This is a genomic window from Streptomyces jumonjinensis (genome assembly GCF_009600885.1).
GTDB classification, from domain to species: domain Bacteria; phylum Actinomycetota; class Actinomycetes; order Streptomycetales; family Streptomycetaceae; genus Streptomyces; species Streptomyces jumonjinensis.
On the sequence record NZ_VCLA01000150.1, the window covers coordinates 116,245 to 132,628 of the forward strand.

Sequence of the window (16,384 nt, forward strand, 5' to 3'; positions counted from 1 at the left end):
GAGACCGGTGGGGCCGCCGTTCCGGCAACCGCTCTGGGAGATGGGCCGGTAGCGTCACATTTGCTCAATAAGGTTTACCTTCATTGCGAAATGTCCAACCTTCTTCAGACCCTCATGGTTGGCATCTCGCCCTGGAGGCGATCAGATGATGGCTGAAGACCGACCGCAGGACGGATACGCGTCGGGGGCCGCGTCGCGGAGGCGCGTGCTGGCCGCAGCCGCCATGGTGCCGCTGCTGGCCGGAGCGGCGCCGGCCGCCGCTCGTACCCTGCCCGCCGGGGAGAACGGTCCCGCCGAGCCGACCGGCGCCGCTGAGCCGGCCCACTCCGACGAGCCGGCCCACGCCGCCGGGGCAGCCGACCCCGCCGGGACGGCGGGCCACCTGATCAGGCCGGCCGCCACCAGCGAATCGGACTGGGCGGACGTGGCGGACGCGCTGGGCCGCGGCGGCAACATGCTGCGCGAATCGACCTACCACACGGGTTTCCCCCGCCGGGATCTGCATGTCGTCTCCGACGGCGTCGTCGTCACCCCGGGGCTCTCGCTCGGCACGCATGTGGCCTTCGTCCGTTACGCCGACGGCAGCACGATGCTCATGGGCGATGTGGTGGTCACCGAGGACGAGCTTCAGCAGGTGAGCGACGCCTGGCACGAGCACGGCATCGAGCAGACCGCGCTGCACAAGCATCTGCTCTCCCAGTACCCCGCCATCTGGTGGACCCATGTCCACGCACACGGCCATGACGCGGCGGCCATGGCCCGCGGTCTGCGCGCCGGACTCGACCGCACCGCGACCCCGCCCCCGAAGCCCCCGCCCCCGGAGGTCCCCCTCGATCTGGACACGGCCGGGATCGAGGCCGCGCTGGGCGTGCGGGGCTCCACCGAGGAAAGCGTCTTCAAGTGCCTCTTCGTCCGTCGCGAGACCATCGCCGACGGCCATCTGGTGCTGCCCCCCGGCCTGGGCTCGACCAGCGCCTTCATCTTCCAGCCGACCGGCGGCGGCCGGGCCGCGCTCAACGGCGACTGCGCCATGACCGCCCAGGAGGTCCAGCACGTCCTGAAAGCCCTGCGGAGCGGCGGTATCGAGCTCGTCGAACTGCACCACCACCATCTGACGGAGAGCCCCCGGCTGTTCTTCGTCCACTTCTGGGCCGTGGGAGACGCCGTCGAGCTCGCCCGGACCCTGCGCCGCGCGGTGGACGCCACCGACGTGGTGCCGCTCGGCTAGCCAGGGTCTTCGAAGGAGCGTCGTCCGCCCGTCATGGGCCGGTACGCCGCCCCCTCGGATGGACCAATTGCCCGGGAGCGGGGCATTTCCCCCCGGGCGATCGGGTACCCATGCCCCGTCCATCCCACTGGTTTCTGAATGGCTCGGAGCTCCCCATGGAACCCACCCCGAAGGACTGCCCATTCGACTATGCCGAAGCGCTCGAATTCGACCCGCTGCTCAGACAGCTCCAGACCGAGGCGCCGGTCTCCCGCATCCGGCTGCCCCACGGCGAGGGGGCCGCCTGGCTCGTCACCGGCTACGACGATGTGCGCACGGTGACCACCGACCGGCGTTTCAGCCGCAGGGCCATCATCGGCAAGAACTTCCCGCGGATGACCCCTGAGCCGATCGTTCAGGACGAGGCGATCAATGTCATGGACCCGCCGGGCAGCAGCCGGCTGCGCAGCCTGATCTCCAAAGGGTTCGCGCCGCGCCATATCGAACGCATGCGCGTCCGCACCCAGCTCGTCGTGGACGAGCTGCTGGACCGGATGGCGGAGCACGGCTCCCCCGCCGACCTCTTCGAGCATCTGGCGGCGCCGCTGCCCCTGACCACCATCTGCGAGGTCCTCGACATCCCGGAGGACGACCGCGTCCGGTTGCGCTCCTACGCCCGGACCATGATGGACACCACCGTCGCCAACCGGGAGAACGCGGTACGGGCCAAGGCCGATATGCGCGCCTACTTCGCGACCCTGACGGCCGAGCGGCGCGCGCATCCGGGCGACGACCTGATCAGCGCGCTGGCCGCCGCCCGCGACGGGGACGAGCTCCTCAACGACCAGGAGCTCGCCGTGATGGCCATGGTCCTGATGATCACCGGCCAGGACACCACCACGTATCAGATCGGGAACATCTCCTACACCCTGCTCACCCGGCCCCGGGAGCTGGCCATGCTGCGCGAGCGCCCCGAGATGCTCCCGCAGGCCATCGAGGAGCTGCTGCGCTTCATCCCCTTCCGCAAGGGCGTCGGCATCCCCCGGGTCGCCACCGAGGACACGGAGCTGAGCGGGGTGAGAATCCAGGCGGGGGACATCGTGCATGTCTCCTATCTGACGGCCAACCGGGACGGCCGGAAATTCGACCGCCCCGACGAGCTGGATCTGGAACGCACGGGTCCGTCCCATATGACCTTCGGCTGGGGCGGCCACCACTGTCTCGGCGCCCCGCTCGCCGCCACGGAGCTGGAAGTCGCGCTCGGAACCCTCCTGAAGCGATTCCCCGATCTGAAGCTCGCGCAGCCGCCCGAAGAGGTGCAGTGGAACAAGACGTCGATCTGGCGCTATCCGCTCGCGCTGCCCGTCACCTGGTGACGGACGGCCCTATGAACGGTATGAGCGGAAGCCTCTGAGACAGCGCTCGGACCTCAGACCGATGATGCGTCCGCCCCCGGGGTCCGGCAACCCGGAGCAGCCGGGGCCCCGCCCGCCCGCCGCACGACATGCGTCACCCAAATGGCTGTCGTAGCGTGATGAGCGAGGGCCAACCACGTTGTAAGCGGAGAATCATCCGCTGTACGGCGCGACCTCAGTCTTCGACGGTCGGCCCGTCCGGGGCCCAGTCCAGGGGCGGCGAAATCCGGCGCCGCGGTCCACCGGCTGCCTCCGCGCGACCTCGCGCGGACGGCGCCTCGGTGGCCGCCGTCAGCCGGGGTACGCCCCGTATCCGGTCGGAGCGCGGCCGTGCGGAGCATATCCGCAGGAGGAGATCCATTCATGGCGGTTCTCTGCAAACCGGCGATCGCTGTTCCCGAGTACGTCATCACCAACGAGGAAACCCTCGCACTCGCAGAGCAGTTGCACGGCGACCATCCGCAACTCGAACTGATTCTTCGGCTGATCGAACACACCGGAGTACTGAAACGACATCTGATCCAGCCCATCGACCAGGTGCTGCGACACCCGGGATTCGACGCCCGCAGTGTCGTCTACGAGGAGCAGACCAAGGACCGGGTGCCGGCCGTCGTACGCCAGGCGCTCGACCAGGCGGAGATCGAACCGCGTCAGATAGACCTGATCGTCTATGTCTCCTGCACCGGCTTCATGATGCCTCCCCCGACCGCGTGGCTGATCGGCGCGATGGGCTTCCGGCCGGAGACACGGCAGATGCCGATCGCCCAGCTCGGCTGTGCCGCGGGAGGCGCGGCGGTGAACCGGGCCCATGACTTCTGCACGGCGTACCCCGACGCCAATGTGCTGGTCGTCGCCTGCGAGTTCTGCTCGCTGTGCTACCAGCCCACCGATCTCGGCGTGGGGTCCCTGCTCTCCAACGGCCTGTTCGGCGACGGGATAGCCGCCGCCGTGATGCGGGGCGACGGCGGCACCGGAATGCGCCTGGAGCGCAACAGCTCGTACATCATCCCGGAGACCGAGGACTGGATCTCCTACGCGGTCCGTTCCACCGGCTTCCACTTCCAGCTCGACAAGCGGGTGCCCGGGACCATGGAGCCCCTCGCTCCGGCCCTGAGCGATCTCGCGGAAGCGCACCAGTGGAACGCCAGCAAGCTGGACTTCTACATCATCCACGCGGGCGGTCCGCGCATCCTGGACGACCTGAGCCGATTTCTCGACGTGCCGCCCGAGGCGTTCCGCTTCAGCCGGGCCACGCTCACCGAGTACGGCAACATAGCCAGCGCGGTGGTGCTCGACGCCCTTGCCCGGCTGTTCGACGAGGCGTCGGCCCTCGACGGCCACCGCGGCATGATGGCCGGCTTCGGACCCGGCATCACCGCCGAGATGTCCCTGGGCACCTGGACCTCGGACGCCGCCGCGGCGGAGTGAGCCCGGACTCCCGACTCACATGTGGTGAAAGGGAGCTGCGGCATGGGGCACGACAGGGGCGGAGTGGGCCGGATCGACACCGGCCGCGCCCACTCCGCACGGGTGTACGACTACGGCCTCGGCGGGTCGATGTACGGGGCGGTGGCCCGCAAGCCCTGACCGGGCGGCGTCGGGGCGGTGTCAGGGCGGTGCGGTGTCAGGGCACCACCACCGCCCGCCCCACGATGCCGCCCTCGCTGAGCCGCCGGTACGCCTCCGGCGCCTGGTCCAGCGAGAAGGTCTCCGTACGGGTGCTGAGCCGTCCGGCGCGCGCCAGGGCGAGCACGTCCAGCAGATCCTGCCGGGTGCCCCAGTAGGGGACCGTCACGGTCACCCCCGGGCGCAGGGAGCCGAAGGCGACGGGCACGCTCCCCCGGCCGATGCCGAGGACGGCGAGATGGCCGTCCGCCGCGACCGCTCCGGCGGCCAGCGCCGTGGTGGCCGGCGAGGCGACGAAGTCGTAGACGGCGGCGGCGCCCATGCCGCCGGTGAGGCCGCTCAGCGCGGCGGGGGCGGCGTCGTCGCTCAGCAGGGCTTCATGAGCGCCGGAGGAGCGGGCGAGCGAGAGCCGCTCCTCGGTGACGTCGAGGGCGATGACCCTGGCCGGGGTCAGCGCGCGCAGGATCTGGACCGCCAGATGCCCGAGGCCCCCGACGCCGATGACGACCGCCGTGCTGCCGGGCGGCAGCCGGTGCCTGCTCTCCGCGACGGCGTGGTACGGGGTGAGTCCCGCGTCGGTGAGGGGCACGGCCTGGACGGGGTCGAGTCCGTCGAGGGGCGCCAGATGCCGGGGGCGGTCGACGATCAGATACTCGGCCAGCGCTCCGGGGCTGCCGAGGCCGGGCGGGCGGATGCCGAGGGCCGCGGCGTGCGGGCAGTAGTTCTCCCGGCCCGCCGCGCAGGCCCGGCAGACCCCGCAGCCCCAGGGCCCGTAGACGGCGACCGCGTCGCCCACCGCGACCCCGGCGGCCCCGGGTCCGAGCTCTTCGACGACCCCGGCCGCCTCGTGCCCGAGGGTGACGGGCGGTGCGAAGGACAGGGTTCCCGGCTCCGCCGCCATGAGGGACAGATCGGAGTGGCAGATGCCCGCCGCGGTGACCTTGAGCAGCACCTGACCCGGCCCCGGCACGGGGTCGGGGAGGGTGACGAGCTCGGGTCCCCGGCCATGGGCCCGGAACTGGACGGCCTTCATAAGGTTTCCTCCTTGATACGGAATCGGGCTGCGCACACTCAGTGGATCAGAGGCAGGGCTTCGGGGCCATGCGGTGGTTCAAGGGCAGGGCTTCGGGAGCACACGGTGGACCAGGGGCAGACCGTGGCAGCGGGCCCGAACGGCGCGAAGGCCGGCACGGGCCCGCGGGACCGGATCGTTCCCCGGCGGTCAGGGACCGGTCGGGGAACGATCCGGGAACGGCCGGGAAACTGCCGGGGAGCGTCAGGGAGCGGTCAGCATCGGCAGATCCCCGAGATGCTCCTCCGGTACCGCGAAGGCGTCGGCGAGCACCGCGAGATGCGGTGCGAGCCGGGCCGTCAGCCCCTCGGTCTCGTCCGGCAGGGCGCGCACCTGCGCGGCGGAGAGATATCCGTCGGCGAGCAGCTCCCCGGCGCGGGGGGCGACGGCGTCCAGCAGGAACAGGGCGCAGAGATCGCTGAGCACGGCGCGGGTCGCGGGGTGCGGGACCGTGGCGATGGCGGCGATGAAGGCGTCGGCGGCCTGGAGGGCGGCGTGTGCGGCGACGAGTTCGAGGGCTGCCCCGGACGCGTTGTTCCAGCGGCCGAGCGAGTCCCCCGAGGGCCCCGATCTGAGGTTGAGCCGGGCCCGGTGGTGCCAGCGTCGCTCCACGACGGCGAGCAGATCCCGCAGGAAGGCGGGGTCGCGCAGGGCGGACGGGTCCTCCGCCCCGCCGGCGGCCGGGTGGCCGGATGGCTCACTGGGCGTATGACCGAAGATCATTTCGGCCCCCGCCTTGCACCAGATGGCGAGGTTGTCGCCCTCGGCGGTGATGGCCCCATCGGCGTTGGCGGGGTATTCGGCCAGGCCGTTGACGGGGAACAGGGCCCGCGCGCCGCACCGTTCGCGCGCCTCGATGGTGATCTCCCGGGCCCGCCAGGTGATCCAGCCCTTGGCGACGGCCACCAGCCGTTCGGCCCGGTCGCGTTCCGCCGGATCGTGGCGGATCCAGGCGTCGGTGACGGCACGGTGCAGAAAGGTCATGGCGTACGCGGTCGCCAGGGACTTCAGCAGCCGTGCGTGATGGCTGCGGTGGGCGGCCAGCGGGACCCGGCTGCCCGCCGTGGGGCCGGAGATCCGCCGGGTGTGGGCGTAGCGGACGGCGATGGCGAGCGCCGCCCGGCAGCCGCCGAGCGTGCTGGCGCTCATACAGAGCTTGCCCGCGGTGACCCGGCCGATGGCCCGCAGGAAACGTTTACGCGGGCTGCCGACCGCGCTGCGCAGGACGCCGTCGGGCAGCAGCCGGCCGTGCGGCCCCTGGACCAGCGCGTTACGCGGCAGCCGCACCCGGTCGAAGGCGGTCACACAGTGGTCGACCGGGCTGCCGATCCGCTCCGGGAGCCGCTCGACGGTGATCCCGGGGAGCGGGCCGTGCTCATCGGTCAGGGGGGTAAGAAAGAGAAAGACGCCCAGGTCCCGTCCGTCCACGAGGAGCCGGGCCGCGACCACGGCCGACTTGGGGCCGCCGGCCGCACTGGTGTTGGGCATGTATTTCTGCGCGCCCTCATGCGGGGTGTGGAGGACGAAGGCATTCGCGCGGCGGTCGTATGTCGCCGTCGTCTCCAGGGCCGCGGCGTCGTTTCCATGCCCGCGCTCGGTGCAGAGGAACGTTCCTGTTCGTACGAGTGTGACAAAGGATCGGAGGTCCCGCTCCGTTGAATCGTCATCGACCAGGCTGCCGAGAAAGAGGTTGTAATGAATCCCGGCGACCGTGGCGAGCGCTCCGTCGACGACCGCCGCCCATTCGTGCATAGCGGCGAGCGCACGAGGGTCGTGAGCCAGATCTTCAGGTGATTCGATTTCCTCATTGAACACACGCAGGCGCGCATAGGACAACTCCCAGCGGTCTTCGGTCCGCAATTCAGGACGGAAACGGAAGGGCTCTGTCGAAACAATTTTCCGCCAGCGCCCATGGGCGTCGGCGGGGCCGTCCTTGAACAGTACGGCGCTCAGTTCACGGCGGGCGGGCGGCGCTGGGTCGGCGACGCCGGTCGCGATGTCGGCACGGGCATAGGCTGGGGTGTCGGCGGGGGTGAACACGGCCCTCTCAACGATCTTGGAGTGTCCTGGTCACCGCCGAAGGTATCGCTCATGCGGGTGATGAGGGGGCGTTATCCCCGAGAGAACACCCGGCCGTGGGACGGAGCGAGCGAAACGGTCTTCCAACGACGATATAAAGACCGTTGCCCGATGGCGGTTCACCCCCATCCGCCCGTCATCAGGTCGGTTTGTATGACTTAATCGAAGGACCGTTGAAACTGTGAAGACACCGGAATCCACGACTGGACACGCGTCACTCAAGGACCGCGAGAAAGTGGCCGAGCGACTGCTGCGGGCCAGCGCCAGGCACTCGTACGACCCGGACCGGGAACTGGACTGGGACGCCCCCTTCGAGCCGGGCAAATGGTTCTGGCCGCCGGAGCTGGTCTCCCTCTACGACACACCCCTGTGGCGGAGGATGAGCGAGGAGCAGCGCCACCGGCTCGCCCGGATCGAGAGCGCGGCACTCGCCTCGATCGGCATCTGGTTCGAGATCGTGGTGATGCAACTGCTGCTGCGCCATATCTATGACAAGCCCGTCGCCAGCAACCATGTGCGCTACGCCCTGACCGAGGTGGCGGACGAGTGCCGGCACTCGATGATGTTCGCCCGCTTTCTCGCCAAGTCGGGGACCCCGGTCTACCCCGTCTCACCCTTCACCCACAATCTCACCCGGCTGTTCAAATCCACTTCCAACACCGCCTGTTCACTGATCTTCACCCTGCTCTGCGAGGAAGTGATCGACTGGATGCAGCGGCTGACCTTCCCCGATGACCGCGTCCAGACCCTGGTGCGCGGGGTCACCCGTATCCATGTCATCGAGGAGGCCCGCCATGTGCGGTACGCGAAGGAGGAGCTGCGCCGGCAGCTGGCGGGCGCCGGCCGGCTGGAGCTGGGGCTGACCCGGGCCGTCACCGGGGAGCTCGGCCGTCTCTTCGTCCGCTCCTTCGTCAACCCGATGGTGTACCCGGACTCGGGGCTCGACCGGCACACCGCCCTGCGGCAGACCCGGGCCAGCGAGCACCGCCGGGAGGTGCTGCGCACCGGGGCCGGCCGGCTCACCGGCTTCCTCGAAGAGGTCGGGGCCTTCGACCGCCGGAGCCGTGGGCTGTGGCGGGCGGCGGGGCTGCTGTGAGCGGGGGCGTCCGATCCGCCTGTGAGCGAAGGAGCCTTGGGCACCTGTGAGCGAGGGCGCCCGCTCCACCGCCCGCCGGGCCGTTCACACGGGCGGGGCCACCGGGTCCGGACCGCCGTCCGCCTCCGCCGGGGTGAGCCGCGCGTACTCCCCCGGGTCCACCCGGCGCACCGCGCGGCGGAACTCCCGGGTCGATCCCGGCCACAGGGTCGTATTGCGCCCCTCGGCGTCCCGGTACCAGCTGTCGCATCCGCCGGTGTTCCACACGGTGCGCCCGAGCCGGGCGTCCAGCCGGGCGTTCCAGGACCGTACGGCGGCGGGACGCGGGGTGAGCGCGACGCTCCCCGCCGCCCCGTACTCCTCCAGCAGCCGCAGATAGTCCAGGAGATAGTCGAGCTGGGACTCGATCATCAGCACCAGCGAGGTGTTGCCGAGTCCGGTGTTCGGGCCCAACAGCATCAGCAGATTCGGGAACCCGGCGACCGAGGTCCCGCGCAGGGCCCGCATGCCGCCGTCCCGCCAGGTCTCGGCGAGGGTCAGCCCGTCGGAACCCGTCACCCGGTGGGCGATCGGCGGTTCCGTCGCACGGAAGCCGGTCGCGAAGACGATCACGTCGGCCTCGGTCGTGGTGCCGTCCCCGGCGATGAGCCGCCGTCCGCGCACCTCGGCCAGCGACGCGGCGATCGTCTCCACATGGGGCTGGACGAGCGCCGGGTAGTAGGCGCTGGAGAGCAGGATCCGTTTGCAGCCGATGCGGTAGTCCGGGGTCAGCCGCGAACGCAGCCCGGGGTCCCTGACCGCCCACCGCAGATGCGCCCGCGCCAGGGCCTCGTACCCGGCCAGGGCGTTCGGCAGCCGGGTGAACGCCCGGGTGACCAGCTCCCGTACGCCCCACAGCAGAGCCCGCCGCGCGGCGGCCGTGGCCGGGAGGCGTTCGTACAGCAGCCGTTCGGCGGCCGGTACGCGGCGGTCCGGGCGCGGCAGCACCCAGGGCGGGGTGCGCTGGAAGAGCCGCACCCCGGCGGCCGTCGCCGCCAGGGCCGGTACGAGCTGCACGGCGGACGCCCCGGTCCCGATCACCGCCACCCGCTTGCCGCGCAGCTCGGCCGTATGGTCCCAGCGCGCGGAGTGGAACACCGGCCCGGGGAAGGAGTCCAGGCCCGCGACCGGCGGGATGACGGGCTCCGACAGCGGTCCGGCGGCGCACACCGCCACATCCGCCGTCCACCTCTCGCGGGAGGTGGTGATCTCCCAGTGGAGCCGGGCGGAGTCCCATCGCATCTCCAGGACCTCACAGCCGAAGCGGAGATGGGGCCCGATCCCCTCGGCGTCGGCCACCGCCTCCAGATAGGCGCGGATGTCCCGCTGTCCGGAGAACGTCCTCGGCCAGCGGCCCGCGTGCGGCGCGAAGGAGTACGAGTAGAGCAGCGACGGCACATCGCAGGCGCAGCCCGGATAGGTGTTGTCCCGCCAGGTCCCGCCGACGCCCGGGGCCCGCTCCAGGACGACGAAGTCCCGCAGCCCCGCGCGACCGAGCCGGACGGCGGCCCCGAGCCCGCTGAACCCCGCGCCGACGACCGCCACCCGGACATGCCGCCCCGGGTCCCTCCCCGTACTCCGCACCGCTCCCCCGTTCCGGGCCGCCCCTCACCGATCGAAGCACTCAGGGTAGTCACATATGCGCGGTGGGTGCGCACACCGTGGTACGGGCCGGGGGGTATTCGCCTGGGGCTGCCCCCGGCGGGGGCCGTAAGTCCGTTGTTCTCGTGGGGGAAGTACGGGTAGGAAGGGCCCATGACTGCTCTCGGCGTGGTGTTCCGCCCCCAATTGCCCCCCGAGCGGCTCCGCGCGATGGCCCGTGCCGCCGACGCTTCGGGGCTCGAAGAGCTGTGGCTCTGGGAGGACTGCTTCCTGGAGAGCGGTATCGCGAGCGCCTCGGCCGCCCTCGCCTGGACCGAGCGGCTGCGGGTCGGCATCGGGCTGCTGCCGGTGCCGCTGCGGAACGCGGCGCTGACCGCCATGGAGGCCGCGACCCTGGAACGGCTCTTCCCGGGGCGGTTCGTGCTCGGGCTGGGCCATGGAGTGCAGGACTGGATGGGCCAGGTCGGGGCGCGCGCGGCCTCGCCGGTCACCCTGCTGCGCGAGCATCTGACGGCGGTGCGGGCGCTGCTGCGCGGGGAGCGGGTCACCATGGCGGGCCGCTGTGTGACGCTCGACGGCGTCGCCCTCGACTGGCCGCCCGCCACCGCGCCCGAGGTCCTCGCCGGGGCGATCGGCCCCCGCTCGCTCCGGCTCACCGGGGAGGCCGCCGACGGCACGATCCTGGACGCGCGGGCGACCCCCGACGATGTGCGCGCGGCCCGGCTGCTCATCGCGGAGGGCCGCGCGGAGGCGGGCCGCGCACCGGACGGCCCGCACCGGATGGTCGTCTACCTCCACACCGCGACCGGCCCCGACGCAGCCGCCCGCCTCAGCGCCGAACTCGGCCCCCGTGACCCGGCTTCCCCCCGTCCGGGCATCGCCGGCGACGCGAAAGCCGTCGCCCGGGCCGTCCAGCGGCTCACGGAGGCGGGAGCGGACACCGTGGTCCTCCAGCCCACGGCCGATGAACCCGACCCGGAGGGATTCATCCGCTTCGCGGCCGACGAGGTCCGACCGCTGATCCCTTGATCCCCTGATCCCCTGATCCCCTGATCCCCTGAGGCACTGTCCCTTACCGTCCCTGTGGACGGCGGGTGGTTCGGATCAGCGGCGCCCGAGAACTCGGACCATCCAGCCGGCATGGCGCCACTGGTCGGCGTTGAGGGTGCCGCGGGCGTCGATGACCTTGGGAGCGCGGGCGCGAGTGGCGAGGCATTCGGGGTCGATGCGGGTGAACTGGGGCCATTCGGTGAGGTGAATCAGAAGGTCGCAGTCCTCGACAGCGGCGATCGGGTCCTCGACATAGTCGAGTTCGGGGTGCAGTTTGCGGGCGTTGTCGAGGGCCTTGGGGTCGGTGACGGTGATGATCGCGCCGAGGTGGTGAAGGGTCTGGGCGACGGCCAGCGCGGGTGAGTCGCGGATATCGTCGGTCTCGGGCTTGAAGGCGGCGCCCCAGACGGTGATGCGCTTGCCCCGCAGGTCGGTGCCGAGTTCCTCGCGGGCGAGGTCGACGACGCGCTGGCGACGGCGGGTGTTGACGGTGCCGGCTTCGCGGAGGATGCCGACGGCGTCCCCGGCATCGAGCTCATCGGCGCGGGTGATGAAGCCGCGGAGGTCCTTGGGCAGGCAGCCGCCGCCGAACCCGAGGCCGGGCCGCATCCCGCGGCGGCCGATGCGGATGTCGTGGCCGAGGATGTCGGCGAGCTCGGCGACGTTCGCGCCGGACTTCTCGCAGACCTCGGCCATCGCGTTGATGAAGGAGATCTTGGCGGCGAGGAAGGAGTTCGCGGCGCCCTTGGCGAGCTCGGCGGTGGCCCAGTCGGTGACGATCGTCGGGGTCCCCGATTCGATGATCTTTCCGAACGCCTGCCGCAGCAGGGCCTCGGCCCAGGAGTGTTCCGTCTGGAAGCCGAGAACGAGCCGGTCGGGACGGAGGGTGTCCTCGATGGCGAACGACTCGCGGAGGAACTCGGGGTTCCAGGCGACCTCGACGAGGCTCCCCGCCGGGGCGATGCCGTGGAGGAGTTCGGCGACGCGGGGGGCGGTGCCGACGGGGACGGTCGATTTGACCGCGATCACGGCTGGGCGGTTCAGGCCGGGGGCCAGCTTGGTGACGGCGTCGAACAGGTGGCTGAGGTCATAGGCGTCGGTGCCGGGCTGCTGCGGGGTGCCGACTCCCATGAAGTGCAGGTCGGCGAAGTCGGCGGCCTCCTGGTAGGAGGCGGTGAACTTCAGCCGGCCCGACGCGGTGTGCTTGGCGAGGAGTCCGTCCAGGTCCCGCTCGAAGAACGGGGCCTTGCCGGTGTTCAGGGTGTGGACCTTGTCGATGTCCACGTCCATGCCGAGGACCTCGTGGCCGAGTTCGGCCATGCAGGCTGCATGGGTGGCACCGAGGTAGCCGCAACCGATGACGGTCATCTTCATGAGCGGGGTGTCCCTTCGGGTGGGGCCGCCGTCGGCGGCCCCACCCGTGCCCCGCCCGGCGAAGGGCGGGGTGATCAGGAGGGCCCGGCGGCCAGATGGCGGTCGATTCCGTGCCGGATGAACGGCGGGATCGTGAGAATGTCGAGGTGCTCGGGCGCGAAGAGCTGGAGCTTGATCACGACGGCTCCCCGGGCGGCGGACGGCCCCGGGCTTGCGGTGGTGTCGGGATGCGTTCCGACACGCTGGGAGGGGAGCTGAGGATCATGCGGCGACCCTGACCGCCTGGCCCGAAAGCCAGGCGGCTGCCATGAGGGCCTGCATGCGAGTGCGGTCGAACCGCCCGCCGCGGGCCAGACCCCCTTCGAGGAGGGGCCGGAAGGAGGCCGGGGCGTCGGCGAGGGCGGTATTGATCTGGGCATCCGTCCAGGCCGCGAGCCGGCCGTTGAGCCAGGCGGGGACCGGCGACGCGAAGCCGAGCTTGTCCCGGCCGGCCCAGATCTCCCGGGGCAGGCCGAGGGCCTTCGCGGCGTCCCGAAGGACCCGTTTGCCCTGAGCGGGGTCGGTGATCTTGTGCTCGACGGGGAGCCGGTAGGAGAACTCGACCAGATCCCGGGCGAGGTAGGGGGACCGGCGTTCGAGGGCGTAGGCGGAGGCGAGCTTGTCGCTCGTCATCACCAGCGGCCTCCAGGCCGTCGCCAGGTCCGCCAGCGTCAGACCACGGGCAAGGTCCCCGCCGGCCCTGGCCATCGCGTCGGCGACCAGGTCACGGACGCGGCCGTCGGGGTCGGGGCCGCGCAGGATCAGCCGGGTGACCGCCTCGGCAGGGTCAAGGGTCTCGCCTGCGGTGTGCAGGAGTTTGACGGCCAGCGGCCGGTAGGCCTCCAGCCCCGCGTTCAGGACGGCGTCGGGGCCGAAGAGGACCAGGGCCTGGCGGACGTATCCCATCAGGAACTCGTCCGGGCCGAGCCCACCGACCACAACGCGGAGACCGAGGTCGGAGATCTTCCGGTAGGCCATGTGCTCGGAGAACGTGGACGCGTTGCCCATGGGGTAGTCCAGGGCTCGCATCATGTGCGGCAGGGCCGTGGTGAAGTCGGCATGGTCCGGCTCGACCACGACCAGCTCGGACTTGATGTCCCTGGCGATCACAGCTGCGGTGGAGGACTCGTCCAGGCGATCCTGACCCCGGTAGCGGACGGTGACGCAGACCGGCGGGCGCATCAGGTAGGCCAGCACCGCCGAGTCCAGCCCGCCGGAGAGGAGGAGGGCGAAGTCGCAGGACGGCGCCCGAAGCGGGATCTGCTCGGCCAGGATCGTGGAGAACCCGGCGAGGGCTTCGGTGTAGGCGCCGGTGAACGGCGCCCGGTCCTCCAGGTGCCACCAGGTCATCTGGTCGATCGAGCCGGTGGTGACATCGAAGGACAGCAGGGTGGCCGGGGCCAGCAGCTGGATGCCCTGGAACGGGGTGTCCACCCCGGCCGGGGTCTCGATCGCGGTGACCTCCGGCCGCAGGACCAGCGGCGCGGACCCGTAGCCGGTCAGCGTGCTGACCTCGGAGGCGAACGCGAGCCGGCCGCCGTCCAGCCGCCAGTAGAGCGGCTTCTCCCCGAGCCGGTCCCGGGCGAGGAACAGTGTGGCGGCCCGCGGGTCATAGACGGCCAGGGCGAACATGCCGTCCAGCCCGTCCAGGCAGGACGGACCGATCCTGGCCCAGGCCCGCAGCACGAAGTGGGCGTCCGACTCCCGTTCGCCGATCTCGATGCCCCAGGCCCTCGCCTGGGACCGCCAGTTGTAGATCTCGCCGTTGAAGGCCAGCAGCAGCCCCGTGTCCCGGTCCAGGTAAGGGCCGGTCACGGCCTGCGGGTCGACGATCAGCAGGGTGTTCATGGCCAGCACCGCCCGCCCGTCCCGGCCGGTGATGTGCATGGTGCCGTCCGGGCCGCGGTAGTGCTGCGAGTCGCCCATCGCCGCGACGGTCTTCTGGTGCCGGACGGCGTCGCCTCCGGCCAGTCCTGCGATTCCGCACATCTGGTTCACCCCCGAGCGTGAAGTCGTGGAGCCTTGGCGGTGGCCACCGCCGGAGCCCATGGGCGTCCCGGCGACGGCCTGTGAGCCCATCAGACCGGCCGGCGCCCGGTGCCCGGGAGGGCTCGCAGGGGGGCTCACCACTCGCGAAACGGGTTCGCCGGGGCCTGCGGGGCAATACCCTCGGTGGCTGAAGACGCGGGGAGGCGTGCGGCTCTCCGTGCCCAGCCGGAACGCGGGCGGCTGAAAGCACCCAGCCGACGCGGACCGGCCCCGCGGCGGTTCCTCATCGGCGGCCCCCGGTTGCCGGCCTGGTGGAAGAGGGGGTTCGGATGGCGTCGACCAGTCGTCGGAAGCGTCCGCCCAACGCGGCCCTGGCCCGTCTCATCGAGGCCTGCGGAGCGAGCCACAAGTCTCTGGCCCTGCGGGTCAACCAGCTCGCCCAGCAGGCCGGGGTCGAAACGGACTACTCGCATACCTCCATCGCGAACTGGTGCCGGCGGGGCATGATTCCCAAATGGCCGGTGCCGACGTTCCTCGTGCAGGCGATCGGAGAACGGCTGGGACGGCCGTTGACGCTCGCCGACATCGGAATGGGCGACGCGCAGACACCGGACGCGGATGTGGGGTTGGATTTCCCGCGGGACCGTGGTGACGCGGTCCGAGTGGCCACTTCATTCTGGAGTTTCGTGAACCGCCGCGACTTCCTGACCGGATCCGGCTTCGCCGCATCCGCGTTCACCACCCCCGTGACCCGCTGGCTGGTCACCCCCGCCGACGAGGCCGCCGACCACCGGGGCGGCAAACAGGTCGGCCGGAGCGATCTGGACGAACTCCGCGACGCGGCCGACGACGCCCGCCGCTGGGACTCCAAATACGGCGGCGGGAGCTGGAAGGCCAACTCCGTCACCGTCTGTCTCCAGGAGAGGGCCGCCCCGCTGCTGCGGGGATCCTTCACCGACGCGGTCGGCCGTGACCTGTTCTCCGTGACCTCCGAGCTGTCGCGACTGGCGGGGTGGACCGCGTTCGACGTCGGCCAGCACGACGTCGCCCAACGGCACTTCATCCAGGCCCTCCGCCTCGCCCGGGCCGGCGGGGATGTCCAGCTGGGCTGCTATGTGCTGACCACGATGGCGATGCAGTCGCTCCTGCGGGGCTTCTCCTCCGAGGCCGTCGACATGGCCCAGGCCGCCTTCGAGCGGGCCAAGGGGCAGGCCGCCCCGAGAGTGCTGGCCTTCACCAAGCTGATCGAGGCCCGCGCGCACGCCCGTGAGCGGGACGCGAAGGCCGCCTCACGAGCCCTGGCCGCCTCCGAAGATCTCCTCGGCCAGGCCGACGCCGACAGCGGCCTGGAGCCCGCCTGGATCGACTTCTATCACCATGCCCGCCTGTCCGCGGACGCCGCCGAGGTCTTCCGGGATCTGAAGAAGCCCAAGGCAGCCCTGGCCTGGAACCAGCAGGCCGTCGCGATGCCCCCGGGGTTGTTCACCCGATCGGTCGGCATGCGGCTGGCGATCGTGGGAACCGCCCATCTCCAGGCCCGCGACCTCGACCAGGGCCTCGACTTCGGAAACCGGTCCGTCGACATCCTCGCCCGCGTCCAGTCCTCCCGGGCCAAGGACTACGTACGCGAGTTCAACGCCGCCCTGGTCCCCTGGCGACGTGAGCCGGCCGCCCGCGACTTCATCCACCGCACCCGCACCGAACTCGGCATCACCGCCTGACCGCGGTTCCGCATCATCGTCGCCGAGCCCGGCATGTCCGCGCGTACCCACAGCCACCGGGTCTGCGAGCTGCTC

12 protein-coding genes are annotated in these 16,384 nt (G+C 71.2%); 7 read left to right on the forward strand and 5 right to left on the reverse strand.

Annotation, left to right across the window (positions count from 1 at the left end; translation table 11 throughout):
* Positions 1-145: 145 nt before the first annotated feature.
* From FF041_RS19200 to FF041_RS19215, 4 genes are all read left to right on the forward strand, one after another.
* The gene (locus tag FF041_RS19200; protein WP_153523940.1) at positions 146-1,228 is read left to right on the forward strand and encodes a DUF1259 domain-containing protein; all 1,083 of its coding nucleotides are present in this window, start codon (positions 146-148) and stop codon (positions 1,226-1,228) included.
* A gap of 155 nt (positions 1,229-1,383) precedes the next feature.
* Entirely contained in the window at positions 1,384-2,583 is a 1,200-nt protein-coding gene (locus FF041_RS19205; protein ID WP_153523941.1) for a cytochrome P450, read from the forward strand.
* A 402-nt stretch (positions 2,584-2,985) separates the two neighbouring features.
* A complete protein-coding gene (locus FF041_RS19210; RefSeq protein WP_153523942.1) occupies positions 2,986-4,050 on the forward strand; it encodes a type III polyketide synthase in 1,065 nt (354 codons plus the stop codon).
* Positions 4,051-4,092: 42 nt separating this feature from the next.
* Positions 4,093-4,209 (forward strand): SAM-dependent methyltransferase, encoded by a 117-nt coding sequence (locus tag FF041_RS19215; protein WP_153480466.1) that lies wholly within the window; start codon positions 4,093-4,095, stop codon positions 4,207-4,209.
* Positions 4,210-4,246: 37 nt separating this feature from the next.
* Here the strand turns inward: FF041_RS19215 and FF041_RS19220 are convergent, their stop codons facing one another.
* The gene (locus tag FF041_RS19220) at positions 4,247-5,281 is read right to left on the reverse strand and encodes an NAD(P)-dependent alcohol dehydrogenase (protein ID WP_153523943.1); all 1,035 of its coding nucleotides are present in this window, start codon (positions 5,279-5,281) and stop codon (positions 4,247-4,249) included.
* A 243-nt stretch (positions 5,282-5,524) separates the two neighbouring features.
* A complete protein-coding gene (locus FF041_RS19225) occupies positions 5,525-7,360 on the reverse strand; it encodes an acyl-CoA dehydrogenase family protein (protein WP_323392150.1) in 1,836 nt (611 codons plus the stop codon).
* 220 nt (positions 7,361-7,580) lie between these two features.
* On the opposite strand from FF041_RS19225, the gene FF041_RS19230 reads away from it, so the two are divergent.
* Positions 7,581-8,495 (forward strand): AurF N-oxygenase family protein, encoded by a 915-nt coding sequence (locus FF041_RS19230; RefSeq protein WP_323392152.1) that lies wholly within the window; start codon positions 7,581-7,583, stop codon positions 8,493-8,495.
* Positions 8,496-8,579: 84 nt separating this feature from the next.
* Here FF041_RS19230 and FF041_RS19235 read toward each other — a convergent pair whose 3' ends face one another.
* Positions 8,580-10,118, reverse strand: a complete 1,539-nt coding sequence (locus tag FF041_RS19235; protein ID WP_323392154.1) for a flavin-containing monooxygenase — start codon at positions 10,116-10,118, stop codon at positions 8,580-8,582.
* A gap of 171 nt (positions 10,119-10,289) precedes the next feature.
* Here FF041_RS19235 and FF041_RS19240 point away from each other — a divergent pair, with 171 nt between their 5' ends.
* Positions 10,290-11,165 (forward strand): LLM class flavin-dependent oxidoreductase, encoded by an 876-nt coding sequence (locus FF041_RS19240; RefSeq protein ID WP_153523944.1) that lies wholly within the window; start codon positions 10,290-10,292, stop codon positions 11,163-11,165.
* Positions 11,166-11,240: 75 nt separating this feature from the next.
* On the opposite strand, the gene FF041_RS19245 is transcribed toward FF041_RS19240, so the two are convergent.
* Positions 11,241-12,560, reverse strand: a complete 1,320-nt coding sequence (locus tag FF041_RS19245; RefSeq protein ID WP_153523945.1) for a UDP-glucose dehydrogenase family protein — start codon at positions 12,558-12,560, stop codon at positions 11,241-11,243.
* 261 nt (positions 12,561-12,821) lie between these two features.
* Positions 12,822-14,588 carry an asparagine synthetase B family protein gene (locus FF041_RS19255; protein WP_194292090.1) on the reverse strand — a complete coding sequence of 589 codons (1,767 nt, stop codon included), beginning with the start codon at positions 14,586-14,588 and terminating at the stop codon, positions 12,822-12,824.
* Between the two features lie 329 nt (positions 14,589-14,917).
* On the opposite strand from FF041_RS19255, the gene FF041_RS19260 reads away from it, so the two are divergent.
* Positions 14,918-16,309 carry a sporulation protein gene (locus FF041_RS19260; RefSeq protein ID WP_153523947.1) on the forward strand — a complete coding sequence of 464 codons (1,392 nt, stop codon included), beginning with the start codon at positions 14,918-14,920 and terminating at the stop codon, positions 16,307-16,309.
* Positions 16,310-16,384 lie beyond the last annotated feature (75 nt).

What these genes read in the sequence shown, in the direction of transcription:
- FF041_RS19205 (WP_153523941.1), top strand. Translation starts at nt 1,384, where the DNA reads ATGGAACCCACCCCGAAGGACTGCCCATTCGACTATGCCGAAGCGCTC.
- FF041_RS19240 (WP_153523944.1), top strand. Translation starts at nt 10,290, where the DNA reads ATGACTGCTCTCGGCGTGGTGTTCCGCCCCCAATTGCCCCCCGAGCGG.
- FF041_RS19210 (WP_153523942.1), top strand. Translation starts at nt 2,986, where the DNA reads ATGGCGGTTCTCTGCAAACCGGCGATCGCTGTTCCCGAGTACGTCATC.
- FF041_RS19260 (WP_153523947.1), top strand. Translation starts at nt 14,918, where the DNA reads ATGGCGTCGACCAGTCGTCGGAAGCGTCCGCCCAACGCGGCCCTGGCC.
- FF041_RS19255 (WP_194292090.1), bottom strand. Translation starts at nt 14,588, where the DNA reads ATGTGCGGAATCGCAGGACTGGCCGGAGGCGACGCCGTCCGGCACCAG.
- FF041_RS19215 (WP_153480466.1), top strand. Translation starts at nt 4,093, where the DNA reads ATGGGGCACGACAGGGGCGGAGTGGGCCGGATCGACACCGGCCGCGCC.
- FF041_RS19200 (WP_153523940.1), top strand. Translation starts at nt 146, where the DNA reads ATGATGGCTGAAGACCGACCGCAGGACGGATACGCGTCGGGGGCCGCG.
- FF041_RS19220 (WP_153523943.1), bottom strand. Translation starts at nt 5,281, where the DNA reads ATGAAGGCCGTCCAGTTCCGGGCCCATGGCCGGGGACCCGAGCTCGTC.
- FF041_RS19245 (WP_153523945.1), bottom strand. Translation starts at nt 12,560, where the DNA reads ATGAAGATGACCGTCATCGGTTGCGGCTACCTCGGTGCCACCCATGCA.